This window comes from Clostridioides sp. ES-S-0001-03 (assembly GCF_020676075.1).
GTDB lineage: Bacteria > Bacillota > Clostridia > Peptostreptococcales > Peptostreptococcaceae > Clostridioides.
In genome coordinates this window covers 264,768-286,082 of the sequence record NZ_JACVWJ010000005.1, presented here as the reverse complement: position 1 = coordinate 286,082, position 21,315 = coordinate 264,768, and the positions used below count along the sequence as shown (strand labels likewise).

Below are 21,315 nucleotides of genomic sequence, written 5' to 3'. Positions count from 1 at the left end.
ACTATAAAAATTGTAAATAAGATACAATTGAACGAGTTTTGTATAATTGTACATAAAAGAGATGTATTAATTTATATAAGATTCAGTATAAAAATATAATAAATTTTTAAATAAAAAGTATCTAATAAATCTTTTTAAAGTAAAAATAATAAAGCCCAATGACGTATGTTATTATCATCATTAGGCTTTATTTCTATGAATTAATACTAAAATTAAACTTGATGCTAACATTAGTATTAATTTACAGGTTAATTTTATATGGATTTACTTAGAATTAAAATCTGCTTCTTAAAACTTAGTCTTAATATTGGTTCATAGATTTTAATATTTCAATAACATAATCCCAAACATTAGCAATAGAAGGTATACTAACGTGTTCTTTTGGAGTATGAACATCAAACATATCTGGTCCTATAGAGATAGCTTCAGCATGAGGAAGTTTATCAAGTAATAATCCACACTCAAGACCAGCATGTAGAGCCATAACAGTAGGAACTTTACCAGTTAATTTCTCATAAGTTTCACTACATATTTTTTCTAATTTAGAACCTTTTTTAAATTCCCAAGCTGGATATTGAGATGTAAGACCATAGTCAGCACCTAAAGCTTGAGCTAAAAGTCTTATTCTATCAGCTATCTCATCTCTAATAGACATAACAGAACTTCTAACAGAAGTTAAGAATTCAATAGTTGATTCTTTAGTTTCAATTATAGCAAAGTTAGTAGAACTTTCAACTAATCCTTCTATATCAAGACTTACAGATTGAACACCATGAGGAGTTAAGCTTGACATTTGAATAACTTTTTCTTTGCAGTCTTTAGTAAGAGCTTTAGTTGCAGAAGTTTCAACTACTGAATAAGCCATATCAGGGTCAGAAGTAGTAAACTCATGTTTAAATGCAGTTAAAATATCATTTATTTGTTTTTTAGCAGATTCAACATCAGCTTTATCAACAGCTATTATACATTTAGCTTCACGAGGTATAGCATTATGCTTAGTACCACCATCAACTGAAACTAATTCGTAATCAACATCTAGTACGCTTAATACTCTAGCTATTGCTTTGTTAGCATTTGCTCTTTGTAAAACAATTTCCATACCAGAATGTCCACCTAATAATCCAGTAACTTCAACTAATAAAGCTTGCTTGTCAGCTCCAACTTCTTTGTACTCAACAGGTAGACTAACAACACAAGTTTTACCACCAGCACAACTAACTAATAGATATCCTTCTTCCTCGGAGTCCATGTTTAGGATATATTGACCTTTGATTAAGCTTGGGTCTAATGCATCAGCACCATTCATACCATCTTCTTCATTAACAGTAACTAAAACTTCTAATGCTGGATGCTCTAAAGTATTATCTTCTAATATAGCCATACCCATAGCAACAGCGATACCATTGTCAGCTCCAAGAGTAGTTCCAGTAGCGTATATCATATCACCATTAATTCTTAATTTTATAGGGTCTTTAAGAAAATCATGTTCAATATTCTTTTCTTTTTCACAAACCATATCCATATGTCCTTGAAGAACTACTCCTGGACAATTTTCATATCCTTTTGTAGCAGGCTTTCTTATTATTATGTTTAAACTTTCATCCTGGATAGTTTCAAGCCCTAAATTTTTACCAAAGCTAAGTAAATAATCACTTATGCCTTTCTCGTTTCCAGAACCTCTAGGAATTTGAGATATTTTCTCAAAGTTTTTAAAAACATTTTCTGGCTTTAATCCTTCTAATACGTTTCCCATGACTTGTGTTCCTCCTTAATTTATCTATATAAGTAGCTATTTTTATAAAATAAGCTAAAATAAACTCCTTTAAAAAATATTAAAGAAGATTTTTTAACAGATTATATTACAAATAAAGCATGTTTATGTATAATATATAGATAGCTACATACATAGTATAATACAAAATATGTTTAAAATATATCTAAAAGAGAAAAAATATAATAAATTTAGAAATAAAAAAGAAATAAAACTTGCAGTTTTTATTGAAAATGCTTGGAAAGCATACATTTTAAATATTAAAGAAAAAAGTTAAAATATTGAGGATGGTGAATATAGAAAAATGAATGAGAAATCGTTAAGAGTTCTAGAATACAATAAAATAATAGATTTATTAAAGAAGAAAGCCTCATCTTCTTTAGGTCTAAAATATATAGAAAGTTTAGTTCCAAATACTGATTTTGTAGAAGTAAAGTCCATGCTAGAAGAAACTAGTGAAGCTCAATCAATTATTATAAAGAGAGGTTCAGTAGGTTTGGATGGTATTCATGATATAGAAGATAAGGTTAAAAGAGCCTATATAGGTGCATCTCTTGACCCAGGAAGTTTAATTATGATAGCGGATACTTTAAGAGTAGCTAGAAGATTAAAAAATAGTCTATCTAGCAGTGATGAAGAAGATTTTAATTATCCAATAATACAATCTCTATCAAATTCTCTATATGTATATAAAGATATAGAAGAACAGATATACAATGCGATAATAAGTGAAGTAGAAATATCTGACAATGCTTCAAGTACACTTAGAGATATCAGAAGAAGAATAGCTCAAAAAAATCAATCCATTAGGTCTAAATTAAATTCAATAATAAGTTCAACTACTTATCAAAAATACTTACAAGATGCCATAATTTCTCTAAGAGGTGATAGATTTGTAGTACCTGTAAAATCTGAATATAGGTCGCAAGTAGCTGGTATAGTACATGACCAGTCATCTTCTGGTGCGACACTTTTTATAGAGCCAATGACTATAGTAGAGATGAACAATGAGTTAAGACAGCTAAAATTAGGAGAGCAAGAAGAGATAGAGAGAATTTTATCAGAACTTTCTGCAATGGTTGGAGAAGTAAGTGAAGATTTGATATCCAATCAAGAGATACTTGGAAGATTAGACTTTGCATTTTCAAAAGGAAAACTTTCTATACAAATGAGAGGTATAGAGCCTACATTAAATGAGGATAAATATTTAAATATAAAAAATGGAAGACATCCACTATTAGATAAGAAAAAAGTAGTGGCAAATACTATTTATTTAGGAAGAGACTTCCACACATTGGTAATAACAGGTCCAAATACAGGTGGTAAAACAGTTACAATAAAAACTGTAGGTTTATTTGCACTTATGACACAAAGTGGACTTCACATACCTGCTGATTATGGAAGTAGTATGTGTGTATATGATAATGTATTTGCAGATATAGGAGATGAACAAAGTATTGAGCAAAGTTTATCTACATTTTCATCTCACATGACAAATATAGTATCAATACTAAAAACCGTAACAGCAGACTCTTTAGTTATATTTGACGAATTAGGAGCAGGAACAGACCCTGTTGAGGGAGCTGCACTTGCAATAGCAGTATTAGAAGATATAAACTCTGTAGGAGCGAAATGTATAGCAACTACTCACTATAGTGAACTTAAAAATTATGCTCTTACTAAATCTGGTGTAGAAAATGCAGCAGTTGAATTTGATATAGAAACTTTAAGTCCAACATATAAGTTACTTATAGGTGTTCCTGGAAAATCAAATGCGTTTGAGATTTCCAGAAAACTTGGACTTAGTGACTATGTAATTTCACGTGCCAAAGAATATATAAACACAGATAACATAGCTTTAGAAGATGTATTACAAAATGTTGAAAAGAACAGAATCAAAGCTATTGAAGATAGAGAAGAAGCTGAGAGATTGAAGGAAGAGATAGAAAGACTAAAAGTAGAATACGACGAAAAACTTGAAAAATTAGTTACTCAAAGAGATAAGATGATTGAAAAGGCTAAATCAGAAGCATTTTCAATAACAAGACAAGCTAAGGAAGAAGTAGACCTTATAATAAAGGAACTTAGAAGTTTAGAACAAGAAAGAGCTTCTAAAGAAAAAAATCGTAAAATAGAAGAACTTAGAAAAGAATTGACTAGTTCTATGGGAAGTCTTCAACCGACAGTAAAAAGTATGATAGTTCCAAAAGTTTCAAGTAAAGAAATAAAAGACCTAAAACCAGGGGAAGAAGTTAGAGTAATAACTTTAAATCAAAATGGTAGTGTGGTTTCTGTAGACAAAAAGAGAAAAGAAGCAGTAGTGCAAATTGGTATAATGAAGATGACTCTACCTTTTAAATCTTTACAAAAATCTCACAAGGATGTTTCAAAACACGTTACTAAATCAACAAGAAATATCATAAGGGCAAAATCTGGAAATATAAAAAGTGAAGTTGACCTTAGAGGTTTAAATTTAGAAGAAGCTATAATGGAAGTCGAAAAATATCTAGATGATGCATATGTAGCAGGTCTAGAATCTGTAACAGTAATACATGGAATTGGTACAGGAGTGCTAAAATCAGGACTACAAGACATTTTAAGAAAAAATAGACATGTAAAATCACAAAGAGGTGGCCAGTATGGAGAAGGTGGAGCAGGAGTAACAATTGTTAAACTAAAATAATTTGTATAGGAGCACATTTTTATGATATTAGTATCTGCATGTTTAATAGGAATAAATTGTAAATATAGTGGCGATAATAATGAAAATGAAGAAGTAAAAGAATACCTAAAAGGTAAAGATTTTACTCTTGTATGTCCAGAACAGTTAGGTGGTTTATCTACACCAAGACCTCCTGCTGAGATAGTTGATGGAAAAGTAATCACAAAAGAAGATAATAAAGATGTAACAGAAAACTTTGTAAGAGGGGCTGAAGAAACTCTAAAAATAGCAAGATTATATGTATGTAGCGAAGCAATACTAAAAGAGGGTAGCCCCTCTTGTGGATGTAATCTAGTGTATGATGGTAGTTTTTCAGGCAAAAAAATACCAGGGAAAGGTATCACAGCAAAGTTACTGGAAGAAGAAGGAATAAAAGTCAAGAGTGAAAAAGACTTATAGAAAAGCAATAATCGTATAGATAAAAACTGTAATTATAGTATTTTTAATATATACAGAAAACATAATTATTAAAGTGTTTTGCCCTGTAATGAAATACTTGAAAAAACACTAAATTTGATTTAACATAAAGAGATAAGCACAATATAAACCAGGAACAATGTAGAGAGGAGCAACAAGATGCAAGATTTCAAGGTAGCAATATCAAATTGCCTTAAAGAGAAAATAGAAGAACTGTCGATAGAAGAGATAGAGGCACTTATAGAAGTTCCACCAAACAAGGACATGGGTGACTATGCTTTTCCATGCTTTAAATTAGCTAAAGTATTTAGAAAAGCTCCAAACATGATAGCAAGTGAATTAGCAGAAAGTATAGAAGCTAGTGGAGAGATAACAAAAGTAATACAATTAGGCGGATATGTGAATTTCTTTGTAAACAAATCTCAATTAGCAGAAACTGTAATCAAAAAAGTATTAGATGAAAAAGAAAATTATGGTCGTAGTGATTTTGGAAAAGATAAAACTGTAATAGTTGAATACTCTTCTCCAAATATAGCAAAGCCTTTCCATATAGGGCATATAAGAACTACAGTAATAGGTAATGCTCTATATAAGATATATGAATCACAAGGATACAAAACTATAAGAATAAATCATTTAGGTGACTATGGAACTCAATTTGGTAAGTTAATAGTGGCCTTTAAAAAGTGGGGAGAAAAGGAAGTAGTAGAATCTAATCCAATCCCAGAATTATTAAAATTATATGTAAGATTCCATGAGGAAGCAGAACAACATCCAGAAATGGAAGATGAAGCAAGAGCATGGTTTACTAAATTAGAAAATGGTGACGAAGAAGCAAAAGAATTATGGCAATGGTTTAGAGATGAAAGTCTAAAAGAATTTAGTAGAGTATATAAACTTTTAGATATAGAATTTGATTCTTTAGCAGGTGAAAGTTTCTATTCTGATAAGATGGACAGAGTAATAGAGTTGTTAGAAGAGAAAAATCTTTTACAAGAGTCTAAAGGTGCAAGAATCGTTGATTTAGAAGAATATAAGATGCCACCAGCTCTTATTACTAAGAATGATGGCTCAACATTATATATGACAAGAGATTTAGCTGCAGCAATATATAGAAAAGAAACTTATGATTTTGATAAGTGTATATATGTAGTTGGTTCTCAACAAAACCTACATTTCCAACAATGGTTTAAAGTAATTGAACTTATGGGATATGAATGGGCAAAAGACTTAGTGCATGTTGGATTTGGTATGGTAGCTCTTGAAGAAGGGACTATGTCAACTAGAAAAGGAAGAGTTGTATTTTTAGAAGATGCATTAAATCAAGCTATAGATAAAACTAAGGATATTATACTAACTAAAAACCCAGATGCTAAAAATGTAGATGAAATATCTAAACAAGTAGGTGTTGGAGCTGTAGTATTCCAAGAACTATCTAATAGTAGAATAAAAGACTATACTTTCTCATGGGAAAGAACATTAAGCTTTGATGGAGAGACTGGGCCATATGTTCAATATACACATGCTAGATGTTGTGCAGTTTTAAGAAAAGCAAAAGAAGAAATCACTTCTGATATAGATTATAGTCTATTGGCTGATGAAGATAGTGCAGAAGTTCTTAGAGTTATAGAGTCATTTAATAAAAATATTTTACTTGCTCTAAAGAAGAATGAACCGCATATAGTTACAAGATTTATGCTAGATTTAGCTCAAGCGTTTAATAAATTTTATCATGACAATCCAATTTTAGTGGAAAATTTAGAGATTAGAAAATCGAGACTTGCTTTGGTACAAGCCACAAAACAAACTTTAGAAAATTCTCTGAAGCTGTTGGGAATGCACGCTCCAGAAAGAATGTAATACAACAAAATGTTGAAATAAAAAGAATAAAATTGAACTTAGTACGCAATTTGTATAACTGTAGAATATAGGGATGTCGAAAACTGATGCTTTACATATAAAAAAGTAGTATCGTATAATAATATATAGATAGTAGATTACAATGATTTTTGTACACTACTATCCCCCTATATATGACAGCTTCTTAACGGGCTGTCTCTTTTTTTTTAATAGCAGGATATTTAAATTAAGTTTTTGAGAAAGGATATATTTATGAATGACGTATTAATAAAAAAAGTCTACACATCTTCTTTTAATAATGGAAGTAAGACTCTTAAAGATTTAATTATAATAAATACAAAATCCTTAATAGATGATAAAACTCAAAGATGTGTATATATAGACGAAAAGAGATTGAAAGATGAACTTATTTACTTCAGATTTTATGGAGAAAAAATAGGTAATGTCAATTTTTTAAATATTTTATTACCATTAATTTTATCAAATACTAATATTCAAAAAAGTGAAGATGAGGTTGTTAAATTAATAAAAAAATATGTGAGTTACTTTAGAAAAGAGGAATTCTTATTTGATTATTTATTAAGTTCTGTAGCATATAATTCTGTTATGCACAATCTTATAAATAACAGTAAAATTGAATATGTCGAATTACTACAAAATATTAAAGACAAGATAATAGGTTTTTCTATAGAATTAGACAAGTCTGATATTGTAAAGTTTCAGATGGCAAGGATAGGCACAATACAATTAATTGATAAATATATTGATTTAAAATATGAAGATTATGATGAAGAAAGTATTCTATCAAGTGTTTTAAATATTTTATATGATATTTATATAGAAGACAGAAATGTAGAAAATGAAGGAATTAAAAGCATGAAAAAATCTATATTATCTATTTTAGGTGAAGAGACTGAATTAAACGAAGATAATATAGATTTTATTCTTTCTATGTCAGAATATGTTGTTAAGTTGAGAAAATATAAAATTGGGGTTAAAATGTATAATAAAAAAATAGAACCAAGAAGTCTTATAAGCCTTGAAGAAGGCGATACTACAATAGACCCCATATTTAATCAAATAACAGTTATGTCGAAAACCTTTAGTGATAATATATTAAGCATAAAGATACATTCTAAATCAGGTATTTATATATTAAAGTTTAAAAAGGTTTAGGTTACTAGAGATTACTGTTTTTTTCTAAGTAATCCAAAAAATCTTTTTCTTTAGTGTCAGTTAAGAAACATAATTCTTTTACTATATTATTTCTAAGGTCGATAAAATCACTAATTTGGGTATTTTCATTAGTGTATTCAAGAGACTTTATAATAAGCAGTAAATCTCTTTTTGATAAAGAGTTGATAGATACTTTTTCAATTAATTCCATAAAAAACTTCCTTTCCTCACATTACTTGAAATTAATAATCTAATTATATAAATGTTATATAGACTTTACATATACTATTTTAACCTATAAGGGGTACAAAAAGCAGTATAATATTAAAAAGAGGTGAGAAATATTTGAAAATTTTATTAACAACGTTGAATTCTAAGTTTATTCATACAAATTTAGCTATAAGATACCTAAAAGAATTTGTAAGGAATTTGCTAGAAGTTGACATGAAAGAATATACGATAAACAATGACTTAGATTATATTTTAAAAGATATATACAAAAATGAATATGATATAATTTTATTCTCAACATATATCTGGAATATAGGAGATATAGTTAAACTTTGTGATAATCTAAAAAAAATTAGACCAAATACTAAAATAGCTTTGGGCGGGCCAGAAGTGAGTTATGATAGCTATGAGGCAATGAAGAAATACGATTTTGTAGATTATATACTTTATGGAGAAGGAGAATTAATCTTTAGAGATTTAGTGCTTCATCTTAAAGGAAAAAAAGAAATAAAAAGTGTAGACGGATTGGTATATAGACAAGGAAGCGAGATAATAGTAAATAAACCTATGGAACTTCTTCAAAATTTGGACGAGATTCCTAGTCCTTATGAAAATTTAAATCCAAAGGAATATGAAAATAGAATAGTATATTATGAGTCGTCAAGAGGTTGTCCATTTAACTGTCAATACTGCTTATCTTCTACCATTCCTGGTCTGAGATATTTCAGCTTAGATAGAATAAAAAGAGATTTAAAAGCTTTAATAGATGCAAGAGTCTCACAAATTAAATTTATTGATAGAACTTTTAATGCAAATAAAAAAGTAGCTATGGAAATTATGGATTTTCTTATGAAAAATGATAATGGATATACAACCTATCATTTTGAAGTTACAGCATATTTGATAGATGACAAGATGCTAGAGTTTTTGGCTGACTGTAAAGAAGGGCTTTTCCAGTTTGAAATAGGAGTACAGTCGACAAATGAAAAAACACTTGATGCAGTAGGAAGAAGAGATGATTTCAAAAAGTTATCTCATGTTGTTCAGACAGTAGCATCTTATAGAAATATACATCAACATTTAGACTTAATTGCAGGACTTCCCTATGAGGATTATGAAAGCTTTGAGAACTCATTTAATGATGTATTTAATCTAGGGATAGAACACTTACAATTAGGTTTCTTAAAGATGATTAAGGGTACAGGTATGAGAAAGGTAGCAGATGAGCATGGATTTAAATATAAGGATTATGCTCCATATGAGTTTTTATACAATAATTATATAAGCTATGAAGAAACATTGAAATTAAAGGATATAGAAGATGTACTTGAAAGATACTACAATTCTAAAAACTTTGTGTTGTCCATGAGATATATTATAGGCAAATTTTATAAACAAAGTCCTTTTAAATTTTTTGAAACTTTTGCTAAGTACTTTGATGAAAATGGGTATTTTGACTTGGCACAGGGGAAAAATCAATTATACAAAATATTACTGGATTTCTATAATGAAAAAATAAATATAGACAATGATGTATTTAATGATATATTAAAGTATGACTACATTTCACTAGGTAAGACATCAAATATACCACAGTTTTTTAATAAGTTAGATGTGGATGACTTTAAGAATAGATGTCATGTATTTTTACAAGATAATGATAACTTATCAACATATCTACCTAATTTTGTTGATAAACCAGCAAAACATATAATAAAATATGTTCATTTTGAACCATTTAAATTTAATATTGTGGATTTAAAAAATAATATAAATACAGAAATAAGAGAAGAAGAAAATATAGTCTTATTTGAATATGATGATAAAAAAATATTTGAGAAATCTAAAACTCATAAAGTAGAAATTTAAGTATTTAGGAGGAAACAATGGATTTTAAAATAGAAAAGTATTTACTGAAGAAGGCAGAAGAACTAGCTTTTATAACTATAAAGCATGGTGGAGAATTTAAATTAAAGAGTTATGATGTGCCAAAAGGTGGGCTAGATGTACCTATAAAAAATGAGGTACTAGTAAAAGGTATAAAAGAAAAAACTGCTCAAGATAAGTTAAACTCAATGTCTATAGCAGATGCAATGATATATATAATTGGTATAGATAGTAAATTTAAAAATAATGGAGAATATGAAAAGTTTTTAGATGCTTTGTCTAAGGATATTAACTTAGATTTAAAAGCATATATGGGATACATGTCTAGAAAATACTTTGAGATTGGAGAGCATACAGATTCTTTAATATATATAAAAGCATTTATAACTATGTATCCAGATGATTTAGATGCAATGTATAATTATGCAATTGTGTGCCAAGAGATAGCAAAACAATATCAAAAAGACCTAGATGATAAGGCTATGAATGCATTTTTACTTGAGGCAATGGCCAAACTTGAAAAGATAATAGATATTGATAATGATTTTGCATTAGGTTATTATCATTTAGGTTATCATTATTATAATCAAGGTCAATATTTGAAGACTAAATTGACATGGGAAGATGCATTAAGATTAGGTTTAGATGCTGACTTAGTGGCTGAGATACAAGAAAATTTAGGAAAGATGGATTTTAAAGTACAGTATGAAGAAGGATATACACTTATATTCCATGGTAAGTTTAAAGAGGGATTAGAAAAATTACTGCCACTGGAAGAAGAACATATGGATTGGTGGAATTTGCTGTTTATGATAGGGCTAGGATATAAGGGTATGGGCGAAATAGAGCAGGCTAAGATGTATTTTGAGAAGATATTAGTAATAAAACCTAAGCAAGTAGATGCTATAGTTGAATTAGGGCTTTGTGAAGCTTCTAAATATAATTTAGATAAAGCAATAGAGTATTTTGAGCAAGCTGCTAAGATAAAAGAGGACCCAGAAATTCTTTGTAATTTAGGTATGGCTTACTTAAACAATGGTGAAATTGATGATGCAACTTACTATATAGAAAGAGCTTATGAATTAAATCCACAGGATGAGATTACGATTGCTTGTTTAAAAGAGCTTGGTATAAATAAGTAAGAATGTTATTAGATTGTATTAGATTCTATTAGGTTTTACTTTATTAGGTTGGACTTGATGCTAGCGAGTTTTATCTGATGCTATTAAATTTTATTAATTAAGAGTGGTAGAACATTTATTATGTTGTACCACTTTTTTTATTTACTTTGTCTAAGTATTTTTACTCTTATTTACTATTTGTAATATTATATTTCATAAGTATCTTGAATTTATAATAATTAAATATTAAAGCAGATTTTAGTTGTACAAATTTTTTGTAACATAAAAAATAAATTGATAAAAGACATATCAAATATGGTATTATTTAGTTAAATATATATAAGGGAGGGGTTACTTTTGATAAAGAAATTAGATGATATTTTAGAGCAGCTTAAAGGAGGAGAAAAAATAGTACTTTCTGTAGCAGCAGCTCACGACAAAGAAGTTTTAATGGCTATAAAGGATGCTGTAGAAAGAAATATAATTACTCCTATATTGGTTGGAAATGAAGGAAAGATAAGAGAAATATCAAAAGAAATAGAATTTGATTTGGGTGGAATTAAAATTATTGACAAGGATGATATTAAAGACTGTGCTGAAATAGCAGTTAAATTAGTATCAAGTAAAGAAGCTGATTTTGTAATGAAAGGTTTATTAGATACATCTGTTATCTTGAAAGAAGTGTTAAATAAAGATTATGGTCTTAGAACTGATAGTTTATTAAGTCATGTTATGGTATATGAGTTAGAAAGATACCATAAGCTATTGATAACTACAGATGGAGGAATGAATATAGCTCCTGACTATGAACAAAAGGCAAAGATATTAAAAAATTCTATAAAAGCAGCAAAAGCTTTAGGTATGGAAACTGTAAAAGTTGCATGCTTAGCAGCTAAGGAAAAAGTAAATCCTAAAATGCAAGCTACTGTAGATGCAGATATGTTAGCAAAAGCTTGTCAAGCAGGAGAATTTGGAGATAATGTAATTGTAGAAGGTCCTTTAGCTTTTGACTTAGCAGTTTCAAAAGAAGCTAGTGAGATAAAAGGATTTAAAAGTGAAGTATCTGGAGATGTAGATATTATGTTGGTTCCAACAATAGAAGTTGGTAATGGCATAGGAAAAGCCTTTACATACATGGCAGATTCTAAATCAGCAGGTATAATTATGGGCGCAAAAGCTCCTATAGTTTTAGTATCAAGAGCTGATTCACATGAATCTAAATTGTACTCTATTGCGTATGGAGCTATTGTAGCTAAAAGTATGAAATAAAAACATTAAGTGTGTAAAATAAATGCGTTAAAAGATAAAATGTAGTCATAATATCTAAATTAATGCAATATTAAAAAAATTTTATATAAAAAATAATTATAGCTTCAAATGAATATATACAAATGTTCAATTTGAAGCTATAATTAATATTAAAGTAAGAAAAATAAAAAAATTTCAAAAAATTAGTCCAAAAAATGCTATTCTAAGAAGTTTTTACTAATTATGGTATAGGGAGTAAAAATCTGTAACAAGTCCAAAAAAGTAGTGAGAAATAATAAACACACAAATAAGATATAATATCAAAAAATTGACTAGAAATAATTCAAAATTGATTTAAAAAAATCAAAACATAATTTAATTAAACTAAAGTATCAAAAAAGTAGGCTCAAGTATTAAAAAATAGCCAAAAATGAGTAGTTAAATTAACTTAAATTAGGTATTAAAAATAAAATTTTTATGTATTATCTAATTTTGTTAAAAAAATATTTAAATCTAAAGCAAAGTGCTGAAAATTAGTATATAATCAACTTAGAAAGCATTTATTTTATTATTTTATGACATGAAGTCAGTCACCTGGGGGATTTTAAAAATCAAAAAAAGGGGATAGGAATATGGATGAAAAAATGTTAACAATTGATTTAAACAGCCAGAAGATGATAGCAAAAGCTAGAGAAGAAGGCGTAGAAACAATGTATGATAGAAAAGAAGGCTTTAAAGCACAATGTGGTTTTGGTCTTCAAGGGGTTTGCTGTAGAATATGTGGAATGGGACCATGTAGAATAAGTCCTAAAACTCCAAGAGGGTTATGTGGAGCAGACGAACACACTATAGTAGGTAGAAACTTTGCAAGAATGGTTGCTGGTGGGACAGCTGCCCATTCAGACCATGCTAGAGATATAGCACATACATTAGCATTAGCTGATCCAAATGGAAACTATAAAATAAGAGACGAAGCTAAATTAATTACTTTAGCTAAAGAATGGGATGTAGAAACAGAAGGTAGAGATATCTATGATGTAGCACATGAAGTGGCAGAAATTGCATTAATGGAATTTGGTAAACCTTTTGGGACATTAAGATTTATAAAAAATGCGCCAGAACCAAGACAAAAAATATGGAAAGAATATGCTATAGAACCAAGAGCTATAGATAGAGAAATTGCAACAATAATGCACTCTACTCATATAGGTTGTACTGGTGATATAGATAGTTTAATACACATGAGTCTAAGAACTTCTATGGCTGATGGTTGGGGTGGTTCTATGATAGGTACTCGTTTAAGCGATATCTTATTTGGAACTCCAGTACCAAGAAGAACAGAAGCTAACTTAGCAGTATTAGAAGAAAATAAAGTTAATATAATATTACATGGACATGAGCCAGCATTATCAGAAATGATAGTTTTAGCTGCAGAAGAACCAGACTTAATAGCTTTAGCTAAAGAAGTTGGAGCAGATGGAATAAACTTAGCTGGTATGTGTTGTACAGGTAATGAAATTACAATGAGACATGGTGTAAGAATAGCAGGAGACTTCCATCAACAAGAACTTGCAATAGTAACTGGAGCAGTTGAGGCTGTAATAGTTGACGTTCAATGTATATTCCCTGCACTAGCTAGAGTAGCAGATTGTTACCACACTAAATTTGTAACAACTTCTCCAAAAGCTAAAATAACAGGTTCAACTTATATTGAATTTAGAGAAGAACAAGCTCTTGATGATGCTAAATCAATAGTTAAAGAAGCTATCTTAAACTTTAAAAATAGAGATAAATCAAAAGTACTTATACCTGAATTAAAATCAGGGGCAACAGTTGGGTATAGTGTAGAAGCAGTAGTAAATCAATTAGACAGAGTTGTAAACTCTCATATAGATCCAGCAGGAACAGTTAAGCCATTAACAGACTGTTTAAAATCTGGAGTATTAAGAGGAGCAGCTGGTGTAGTTGGATGTAACAATGCTAAAGGAGTTTCAAATGAGGCTCACGTAACAATAATGAAAGAATTAATTAAAAACGACATAATAGTAGTTACTACAGGATGTGGTGCTTCAGCAGCAGCTAAATTTGGTTTAATGGAAACTGATGCAGCTGAAAAATATGCAGGTAAAGGTCTTGCAACTGTCTGTAAATTAGTAGGAATCCCACCAGTACTACATATGGGTTCTTGCGTTGATATAAGCCGTATATTAGATTTAGTTGGAGCAGCAGCTAATTACTTAGATATGGATATGTGTGACCTTCCAGTTGTAGGTATAGCTCCAGAGTGGATGTCAGAAAAAGCAGTTGCTATAGGATGCTATGTTGTAGCTTCTGGTATAGACACTTACTTAGGAATAATGCCTCCAATAGCTGGTTCTTCAAGAGCAGTAGATATATTAACTAGCGAATTAAAAGATAAAGTTGGTGCAACATTTACTGTAAATACAAATCCAAAAGAGTTAGCAGCTACAATAATAGAAGATATAGAAAAGAAACGTGTTCACTTCGAAGCATTAGTTGAAGAAAAAATGGGTGTTGAAGCAGAAGCTTAGAAAATGGCTAAAGCCTTAGAAAAAACGATTTTATATCTAAATAAAGGTTTTATAGTTGAATGAAGTCAAATATTAAAGAAAAGAACATCAAAATACAATGAATATACTGAATAAATAAAATATAAACAATATAATGAAGAATACTAAAACTATACATGCTGCTTTGAAAAGCTAGTAGGGTAAATGTAATTGGTTCCTGTAAGGACTAGCTGTAGTTTATTTTTAGTGTTTAAAAAATAGATAACTACACTAAAACATAAATAAAATAAAAAGCAAATAGTAATAAAGGTGGTAGGGATTATGAAGATAGCAATAACAGGTAAAGGTGGAGTAGGTAAAACGACTTTTTCTTCAATGCTCTCTAGGATGTTTGCTGAAGACGGATACAGAGTTGTTGCTGTTGATGCCGATCCTGATGCTAATTTAGCTTTAGCACTAGGTTTTCCAAAAGAAGTATATGAATCAATAGTACCTATATCAGAAATGAAAAAGTTAGTTTCAGATAGAACAGCTGCTTCTGTAGGTTCATTTGGAAAAATGTTTAAGATGAATCCTAAAGTAGACGATATACCTGAAAATTTCTGTAAAGAATACAACGGAGTGAGATTACTTACATTAGGAACAGTGGATTCTGGTGGCACTGGATGTGTATGTCCAGAGCACGTTCTTTTAAAAAGACTCTGTTCACACTTAATACTACAAAATAAAGATGTAGTTGTTATGGATATGGAAGCTGGAATTGAACACTTAGGAAGAGGAACAGCTCAAGGTGTAGATGCTTTTATAGTAGTTGTAGAGCCAGGAGAAAGAAGTCTCCAAACATATAGAAAAGTTAAAAAACTTGGTCATGATATAGGCGTAAATAAGGTATTTGTTGTAGGTAACAAAATCAGAAATAAAGAAGATGAAGAATTTATAATACAAAACTTAGAAGATGGGGAATCTTTAGGATTTATCTATTACAATCAAGATGTTATAGATTCTGATAGAGCTAATCAATCTCCATATGATTCTAGTGAAACAACAAAGGCACAAATTAAAGAAATAAAAGAGAAATTAATGTCACTTAAAGATAAATAGAAATTTTGATTTATAATTGGGTTGTTGGTTAAAGGCAATAAATAGGTATTAGATAGGTAATAAATGATTAATTAGATAAATGACTAGCTATTAAGTTAAAGATATTTTAATAGCTTAGTAGCTAGTTTTTAAGCAATTTTACATGTATAATTATCTTATAAAATATAATTTTTACATATTAATACAATTTATACAAAAATTATATTTTAAATCTATTTAGGTTGTGGGAGGAGATTCAGTTATGGGATTTAAATCTGACATTGAAATAGCTCAAGAAGCTAAACCTCAAGATATTAGAGAGGTTGCAAAAAAATTAGGACTAGGTGAAGAAGATGTAGAACTATATGGTAAATACAAAGCCAAAGTTGACTACAATCTACTAAAAAGAGAAACTGGGAAAAAAGCTAAGTTAATATTAACTACAGCTATAAACCCAACTCCAGCAGGTGAAGGAAAAACTACTACTACTATCGGTGTTGCTGATGCATTTGCAAAATTAGATAAAAATGTATTAGTTGCTCTAAGAGAACCATCTCTAGGACCAGTATTTGGTGTTAAAGGTGGGGCAGCTGGTGGAGGATATGCACAAGTTGTTCCTATGGAAGATATAAACTTACACTTCACAGGAGACTTTCATGCTATAGGAGCTGCTAATAACCTTTTAGCTGCTATGCTTGACAATCATATTCATCAAGGAAATGAACTTAGAATAGACCCTAAGAAAATAACTTGGAGAAGATGTGTAGACATGAACGATAGACAACTTAGAAATATCGTTGATGGTATGGGTAAAAAAGGCGATGGAGCAGTTAGACAAGATGGATTTGATATAACTGTTGCTTCTGAAATAATGGCAGCGTTCTGTTTGGCAAGTGATATAGCTGACTTAAAAGAAAGATTAGGAAACATAATAGTTGGATATAGCTACGAAGGTGCACCTGTAACAGCTAGACAATTAAAAGCTAATGGTGCTATGGCTGCATTATTAAAAGATGCTTTAAAACCAAACCTAGTTCAAACTCTTGAAGGAACACCATCATTTGTACATGGTGGACCATTTGCAAATATAGCTCATGGATGTAACTCTGTTATAGCTACAAGAATGGCTATGCACTTTGCAGATTATGTAATAACTGAGGCTGGTTTCGGTGCTGACCTTGGAGCAGAAAAATTCTTAGATATAAAATGTAGAATGGCAAATTTAAAACCAGATGCTGTTATAATAGTTGCTACTGTAAGAGCATTAAAATACAATGGTGGAGTTGCTAAAGCAGACTTAAACGAAGAAAATCTAGAAGCTCTTGAAAAAGGACTTCCAAACTTATTAAAACATGTTGAAAACATAACTCAAGTATATGGATTACCAGCAGTTGTTGCAATAAACAGATTCCCACTTGATACTGAAGCTGAACTTAAACTTGTTGAAGACAAGTGTAAAGAATTAGGCGTTAATGTTGCTCTTTCTGAAGTATGGGCAAAAGGTGGAGAAGGTGGAATTGCAGTAGCTAAAGAAGTTTTAAGATTATTAGATGAAGAAGAAAATAATTTTAGATTCTGCTATGAAGATGATTTATCTATAAAAGATAAGATAAATGCTATAGCTACTAAGATTTATGGAGCAGATGGTGTAGATTATACTCCAGAAGCTGATAAAGAAATAGCTAACTTAGAAAAACTTGGATTTACTAAAGTTCCAGTATGTATGGCTAAAACTCAATATTCTTTAACTGATGACCAAACTAAATTAGGTAGACCAACAGGATTTAGAATAACTGTAAGACAAGCATCAATTTCAGCAGGAGCTGGATTTATAGTTGCACTTACTGGAGAAATAATGAAAATGCCAGGATTACCAAAAGTTCCAGCAGCAGAAAAAATAGATGTTGATGAAAATGGAGTAATAGCTGGATTATTCTAAGTGTATTAATTTATAAATAAAGAGTAGGAAATATCTCTAAGATAATTTAGGATATTTTCCTACATCCTTTTAAGGAGGATTATCATGAAAATAGCAGATAAAACTTGTGTTGATTTTGTAGAAGTACTATCTTCTAAAGAAGCAGTACCAGGTGGCGGTGGAGCTGCCGCACTAGTTGGTGCAATTGGTATGGCTTTAGGGAGTATGGTATGCAATCTTACAATAGGAAAGAAAAAGTATGCTGAGTATGAAGAAAGTGTAAAAGATATATTAAATAAAGCAGGAAAATTAGAAAAAGATTTATTAAAAATGATAGATGATGATGCAGAATGTTTCTTACCATTATCAAAAGCTTATGGGCTTCCTAAAGAAACAGAAGAGGAAAAAAGAATAAAAGCAGAAACAATGGAAAAAGCGCTAAAAGTTGCTTGTGAAGTACCATTAAATATAGTAAGAGTTTGTTATGAAGCTATTAAGTTACATGAAGATTTAGTTGATAAAGGTTCAAGACTTGCTATAAGCGACGTTGGTGTAGGGGTTCAATGTTTAAGAGCTGCTATACTTGGTGGACAATTAAATGTAGTTATAAATATAAATTCTATACAAGATCAAGAATATGTTAGTAAAGTAAAAACAGAAGTAGATAAATTAGTTGAAGATGGCGTTAAAACTTGTGATGAAGTTTATGCTAAAGTTGAAAAAGCGCTTGGAAAATAATTTTTAAATGACGAAAGTAGATACTATGTTATTAATATGTGGTATATAGAATAAATTAATTTAAGTTTGCTTGTAGGGGAGTTGTGAATATATGGAAGTAATGTCAACTAAAGGACAGATTATAAAAGGAAAACCTGTAGCTGATAAGATTAGTGAAGACTTAATAAAAGAAGTCGAGTTACTAGTTAAAGAAGGTATAAATCCTAAGCTAACAATAGTTAGAGTTGGAGCAAGAAGCGATGATTTATCATATGAAAGAGGAGCACTAAAAAGATGTCAAAACATTGGTATAACAACTGAAGTGTTGGAATTAGCTGAAGATATAACTCAAGAAGAATATATTGATGTTTTAAAGAAAGTTAATGATGACAAGGATGTTAATGGTATATTATGTTTTAGACCACTTCCAAAACACTTAAATGAAGAAGTTATAAAATATGTCATTGCACCAGAAAAAGATGTAGATTGTTTTAGCCCAATAAACTCTGCTAAAGTCATGGAAGGAGATAAGAGTGGATTCCCACCATGTACTCCTACAGCAGTAGTAGAAATATTAAAACATTATAATGTTGATTTAAAAGGAAGTAAGGTAACAGTTCTTGGAAGATCAATGGTAGTTGGGAAGCCAGTATCAATGCTTTTATTAAGTGAACATGCAACTGTTACAATATGCCATTCAAAGACTAAAAACTTATCAGATGTAGCTGCAGAAGCGGACGTATTGATAGCAGCTATTGGTAGAGCTAAGATGGTAGATGAAAGTTTTGTGAAAGATGGAGCAGTAGTTATAGACGTTGGTATAAATGTTGATGAAGAAGGAAATTTATGTGGAGATGTTGATACAAATGCAGTTTTAAATAAAGTATCGATGATAACTCCAGTTCCAGCGGGGGTTGGTTCAGTTACAACATCTATACTTGCAAAACATGTAGTTAAAGCTTGTAAGTTGCAAAACAATAAATAGATAGATATTGTGGAAGGTTTAGGGGGGAAGTAGATATGATAATTTCTGAAAATAAACCATTGGAAGAAGTGCTAGGGTACTTAAAGAATTTTGACAAGCTAGTTTTAGTTGGTTGTAATCAATGTGCAGCGACTTGTAAGAGTGGTGGAGAAGAAGAAGTTCTAAAAATGAAGGAAACTCTTGAAGGTGAGGGCAAAAAAATCTTAGGATATGTAATGCTTGATCCTGCTTGTAACCTTTTAAAGTCTAAAAAGGACTTAAAGGCTCTAAAAGAAGAAACTAAAGAAGCTGATGCAGTTTTATCTTTAGCATGTGGAGATGGGACACAAACAATAGTTAAAAACCTAAAAAATAAACCAGTTTATCCAGCTAACAACACTTTGTTTATAGGGGAAGTACAAAGGGTTGGAGAATATGAGGAAGCCTGTAAGGCTTGTGGAGACTGTGAACTTGGTTGGACAGGTGGAATATGTCCAGTAACTATGTGTGCTAAAGGTCTTATGAATGGGGCTTGTGGTGGAGCTAAAAATGGTAAATGTGAAGTAAATCCAGAAAATGATTGTGCTTGGATAAAAATATATGAAAGATTGGAATCTATAGGGCAATTAGATAATTTAGCAGAAATAAGACCGCCAAAAGACTATTCTAAGCAAAATAATCCAAGAAGCTTAAGTGCAAAGAAAAAGAAAGAAGCAACAGCCAATTCATAAAAGTTTTTTTTAGAAGGTTAAAAGGGGGATTAGAGATGAGCTTATTAAGAGAAACATTAGAGAGTGGAAAATTTGCAGTTACTACTGAGATGGCTCCTCCAAAAGGGACTGACCTTTCACATTTAATTGAATGTGCAAAGCCGTTAGTTGGAAGAGTTCATGCAGCAAATGTGACAGACTTTCAATCAGCAGTTATGAGAGCAACTTCTCTTGCTACATGTAAATTACTAAAAGATGCTGGATTAGAGCCAGTGATTCAAATAACAGGGAGAGATAGAAATAGAATAGCTATACAAGGAGAAATGTTGTCAGCAGGTGTATTTGGGATAAACAACTTGTTGGCATTAACAGGAGACCATACTAGCGTAGGAGACCATCCACAAGCTAAAGGTGTATTTGATTTAGACTCTGTAGGGATACTTCAAACTGCTGAAACTCTAATGGCAGGTACGGATATGGCTGGTAATAAATTAAAAGGTTCTCCAGATTTTTATCTAGGAGCATCAGTAACTCCAGAATATTCTCCAATAGAAGTTCAATTATTAAAAATGCAAAAGAAAATAAAAGCTGGAGCTAAATTTTTCCAAACTCAAGCACTTTATGACATAAATACAATGAGAAAGTTTAGAGAACTAACAAGAGATATGGATTGCAAGGTATTGGCAGGGATAGTACCTTTAAAATCTCCAGGAATGGCTAAATTTATGACTGCAAATGTACCAGGAATATTTGTGCCAGATGAACAAATCGAAAGATTAAGAGCAGCTGGAAAAGAAAACTGGGTAAGTGAAGGAATAAAAATGGCAGGAGAACTTATCAAACAATTAAAAGAAGAAGATTTATGTGATGGTGTTCATATAATGGCAATTGGGGCAGAAGAAAATATACCTGCTATACTAGATGCCGCAGGTTTATAGTATTACAAGATTGTAGATTATAAG

At 30.4% G+C, this 21,315-nt stretch carries 16 protein-coding genes; 14 read left to right on the top strand and 2 right to left on the bottom strand.

Translation table 11 applies throughout. The features are described 5' to 3' along the window. Positions 1–301 precede the first annotated feature (301 nt). Complete coding sequence (locus IC174_RS12385; RefSeq protein WP_227483009.1) at positions 302–1,753, bottom strand: aminoacyl-histidine dipeptidase; 1,452 nt, start codon at positions 1,751–1,753, stop codon at positions 302–304. Between the two features lie 322 nt (positions 1,754–2,075). Here IC174_RS12385 and IC174_RS12380 point away from each other — a divergent pair, with 322 nt between their 5' ends. The 4 genes from IC174_RS12380 (at position 2,076) to IC174_RS12365 (ending at position 7,946) form a co-directional block, all read left to right on the top strand. After that, positions 2,076–4,454: an endonuclease MutS2 gene (locus IC174_RS12380; RefSeq protein ID WP_227483008.1), complete on the top strand. Its 2,379-nt coding sequence runs from the start codon at positions 2,076–2,078 to the stop codon at positions 4,452–4,454. Positions 4,455–4,475: 21 nt separating this feature from the next. After that, positions 4,476–4,892: a DUF523 domain-containing protein gene (locus tag IC174_RS12375; protein WP_227433460.1), complete on the top strand. Its 417-nt coding sequence runs from the start codon at positions 4,476–4,478 to the stop codon at positions 4,890–4,892. Between the two features lie 177 nt (positions 4,893–5,069). Next, complete coding sequence (argS, locus tag IC174_RS12370; protein WP_227433459.1) at positions 5,070–6,770, top strand: arginine--tRNA ligase; 1,701 nt, start codon at positions 5,070–5,072, stop codon at positions 6,768–6,770. Positions 6,771–7,022: 252 nt separating this feature from the next. Beyond that, positions 7,023–7,946: a hypothetical protein gene (locus IC174_RS12365; protein WP_227483007.1), complete on the top strand. Its 924-nt coding sequence runs from the start codon at positions 7,023–7,025 to the stop codon at positions 7,944–7,946. A gap of 4 nt (positions 7,947–7,950) precedes the next feature. Here the strand turns inward: IC174_RS12365 and IC174_RS12360 are convergent, their stop codons facing one another. Beyond that, on the bottom strand, positions 7,951–8,157 hold the full coding sequence (locus tag IC174_RS12360; protein ID WP_227433457.1) for a hypothetical protein: 207 nt from the start codon (positions 8,155–8,157) through the stop codon (positions 7,951–7,953). A gap of 134 nt (positions 8,158–8,291) precedes the next feature. Between IC174_RS12360 and IC174_RS12355 the strand changes: the two genes are divergently transcribed. The 10 genes from IC174_RS12355 (at position 8,292) to IC174_RS12310 (ending at position 21,291) form a co-directional block, all read left to right on the top strand. Continuing rightward, positions 8,292–10,046, top strand: coding sequence for a B12-binding domain-containing radical SAM protein (locus IC174_RS12355; protein WP_227483006.1), 1,755 nt, complete (start codon positions 8,292–8,294; stop codon positions 10,044–10,046). A gap of 17 nt (positions 10,047–10,063) precedes the next feature. Then, the gene (locus tag IC174_RS12350) at positions 10,064–11,206 is read left to right on the top strand and encodes a tetratricopeptide repeat protein (protein ID WP_227483005.1); all 1,143 of its coding nucleotides are present in this window, start codon (positions 10,064–10,066) and stop codon (positions 11,204–11,206) included. Positions 11,207–11,542: 336 nt separating this feature from the next. Continuing rightward, positions 11,543–12,454 carry a bifunctional enoyl-CoA hydratase/phosphate acetyltransferase gene (locus tag IC174_RS12345; RefSeq protein ID WP_227433454.1) on the top strand — a complete coding sequence of 304 codons (912 nt, stop codon included), beginning with the start codon at positions 11,543–11,545 and terminating at the stop codon, positions 12,452–12,454. Between the two features lie 611 nt (positions 12,455–13,065). After that, positions 13,066–14,985, top strand: a complete 1,920-nt coding sequence (gene cooS / locus IC174_RS12340) for an anaerobic carbon-monoxide dehydrogenase catalytic subunit (RefSeq protein ID WP_227433453.1) — start codon at positions 13,066–13,068, stop codon at positions 14,983–14,985. A 300-nt stretch (positions 14,986–15,285) separates the two neighbouring features. After that, on the top strand, positions 15,286–16,065 hold the full coding sequence (locus IC174_RS12335; protein WP_227433452.1) for an AAA family ATPase: 780 nt from the start codon (positions 15,286–15,288) through the stop codon (positions 16,063–16,065). Between the two features lie 241 nt (positions 16,066–16,306). Beyond that, entirely contained in the window at positions 16,307–17,983 is a 1,677-nt protein-coding gene (locus tag IC174_RS12330) for a formate--tetrahydrofolate ligase (RefSeq protein WP_227433451.1), read from the top strand. A gap of 84 nt (positions 17,984–18,067) precedes the next feature. Then, positions 18,068–18,700, top strand: coding sequence for a cyclodeaminase/cyclohydrolase family protein (locus IC174_RS12325; protein WP_227433450.1), 633 nt, complete (start codon positions 18,068–18,070; stop codon positions 18,698–18,700). Between the two features lie 91 nt (positions 18,701–18,791). Beyond that, complete coding sequence (locus tag IC174_RS12320; protein ID WP_227433449.1) at positions 18,792–19,664, top strand: bifunctional 5,10-methylenetetrahydrofolate dehydrogenase/5,10-methenyltetrahydrofolate cyclohydrolase; 873 nt, start codon at positions 18,792–18,794, stop codon at positions 19,662–19,664. A gap of 35 nt (positions 19,665–19,699) precedes the next feature. After that, complete coding sequence (locus tag IC174_RS12315; RefSeq protein ID WP_227433448.1) at positions 19,700–20,374, top strand: methylenetetrahydrofolate reductase C-terminal domain-containing protein; 675 nt, start codon at positions 19,700–19,702, stop codon at positions 20,372–20,374. Positions 20,375–20,409: 35 nt separating this feature from the next. Then, positions 20,410–21,291, top strand: a complete 882-nt coding sequence (locus IC174_RS12310; RefSeq protein WP_003432262.1) for a methylenetetrahydrofolate reductase — start codon at positions 20,410–20,412, stop codon at positions 21,289–21,291. Positions 21,292–21,315: the final 24 nt, after the last annotated feature.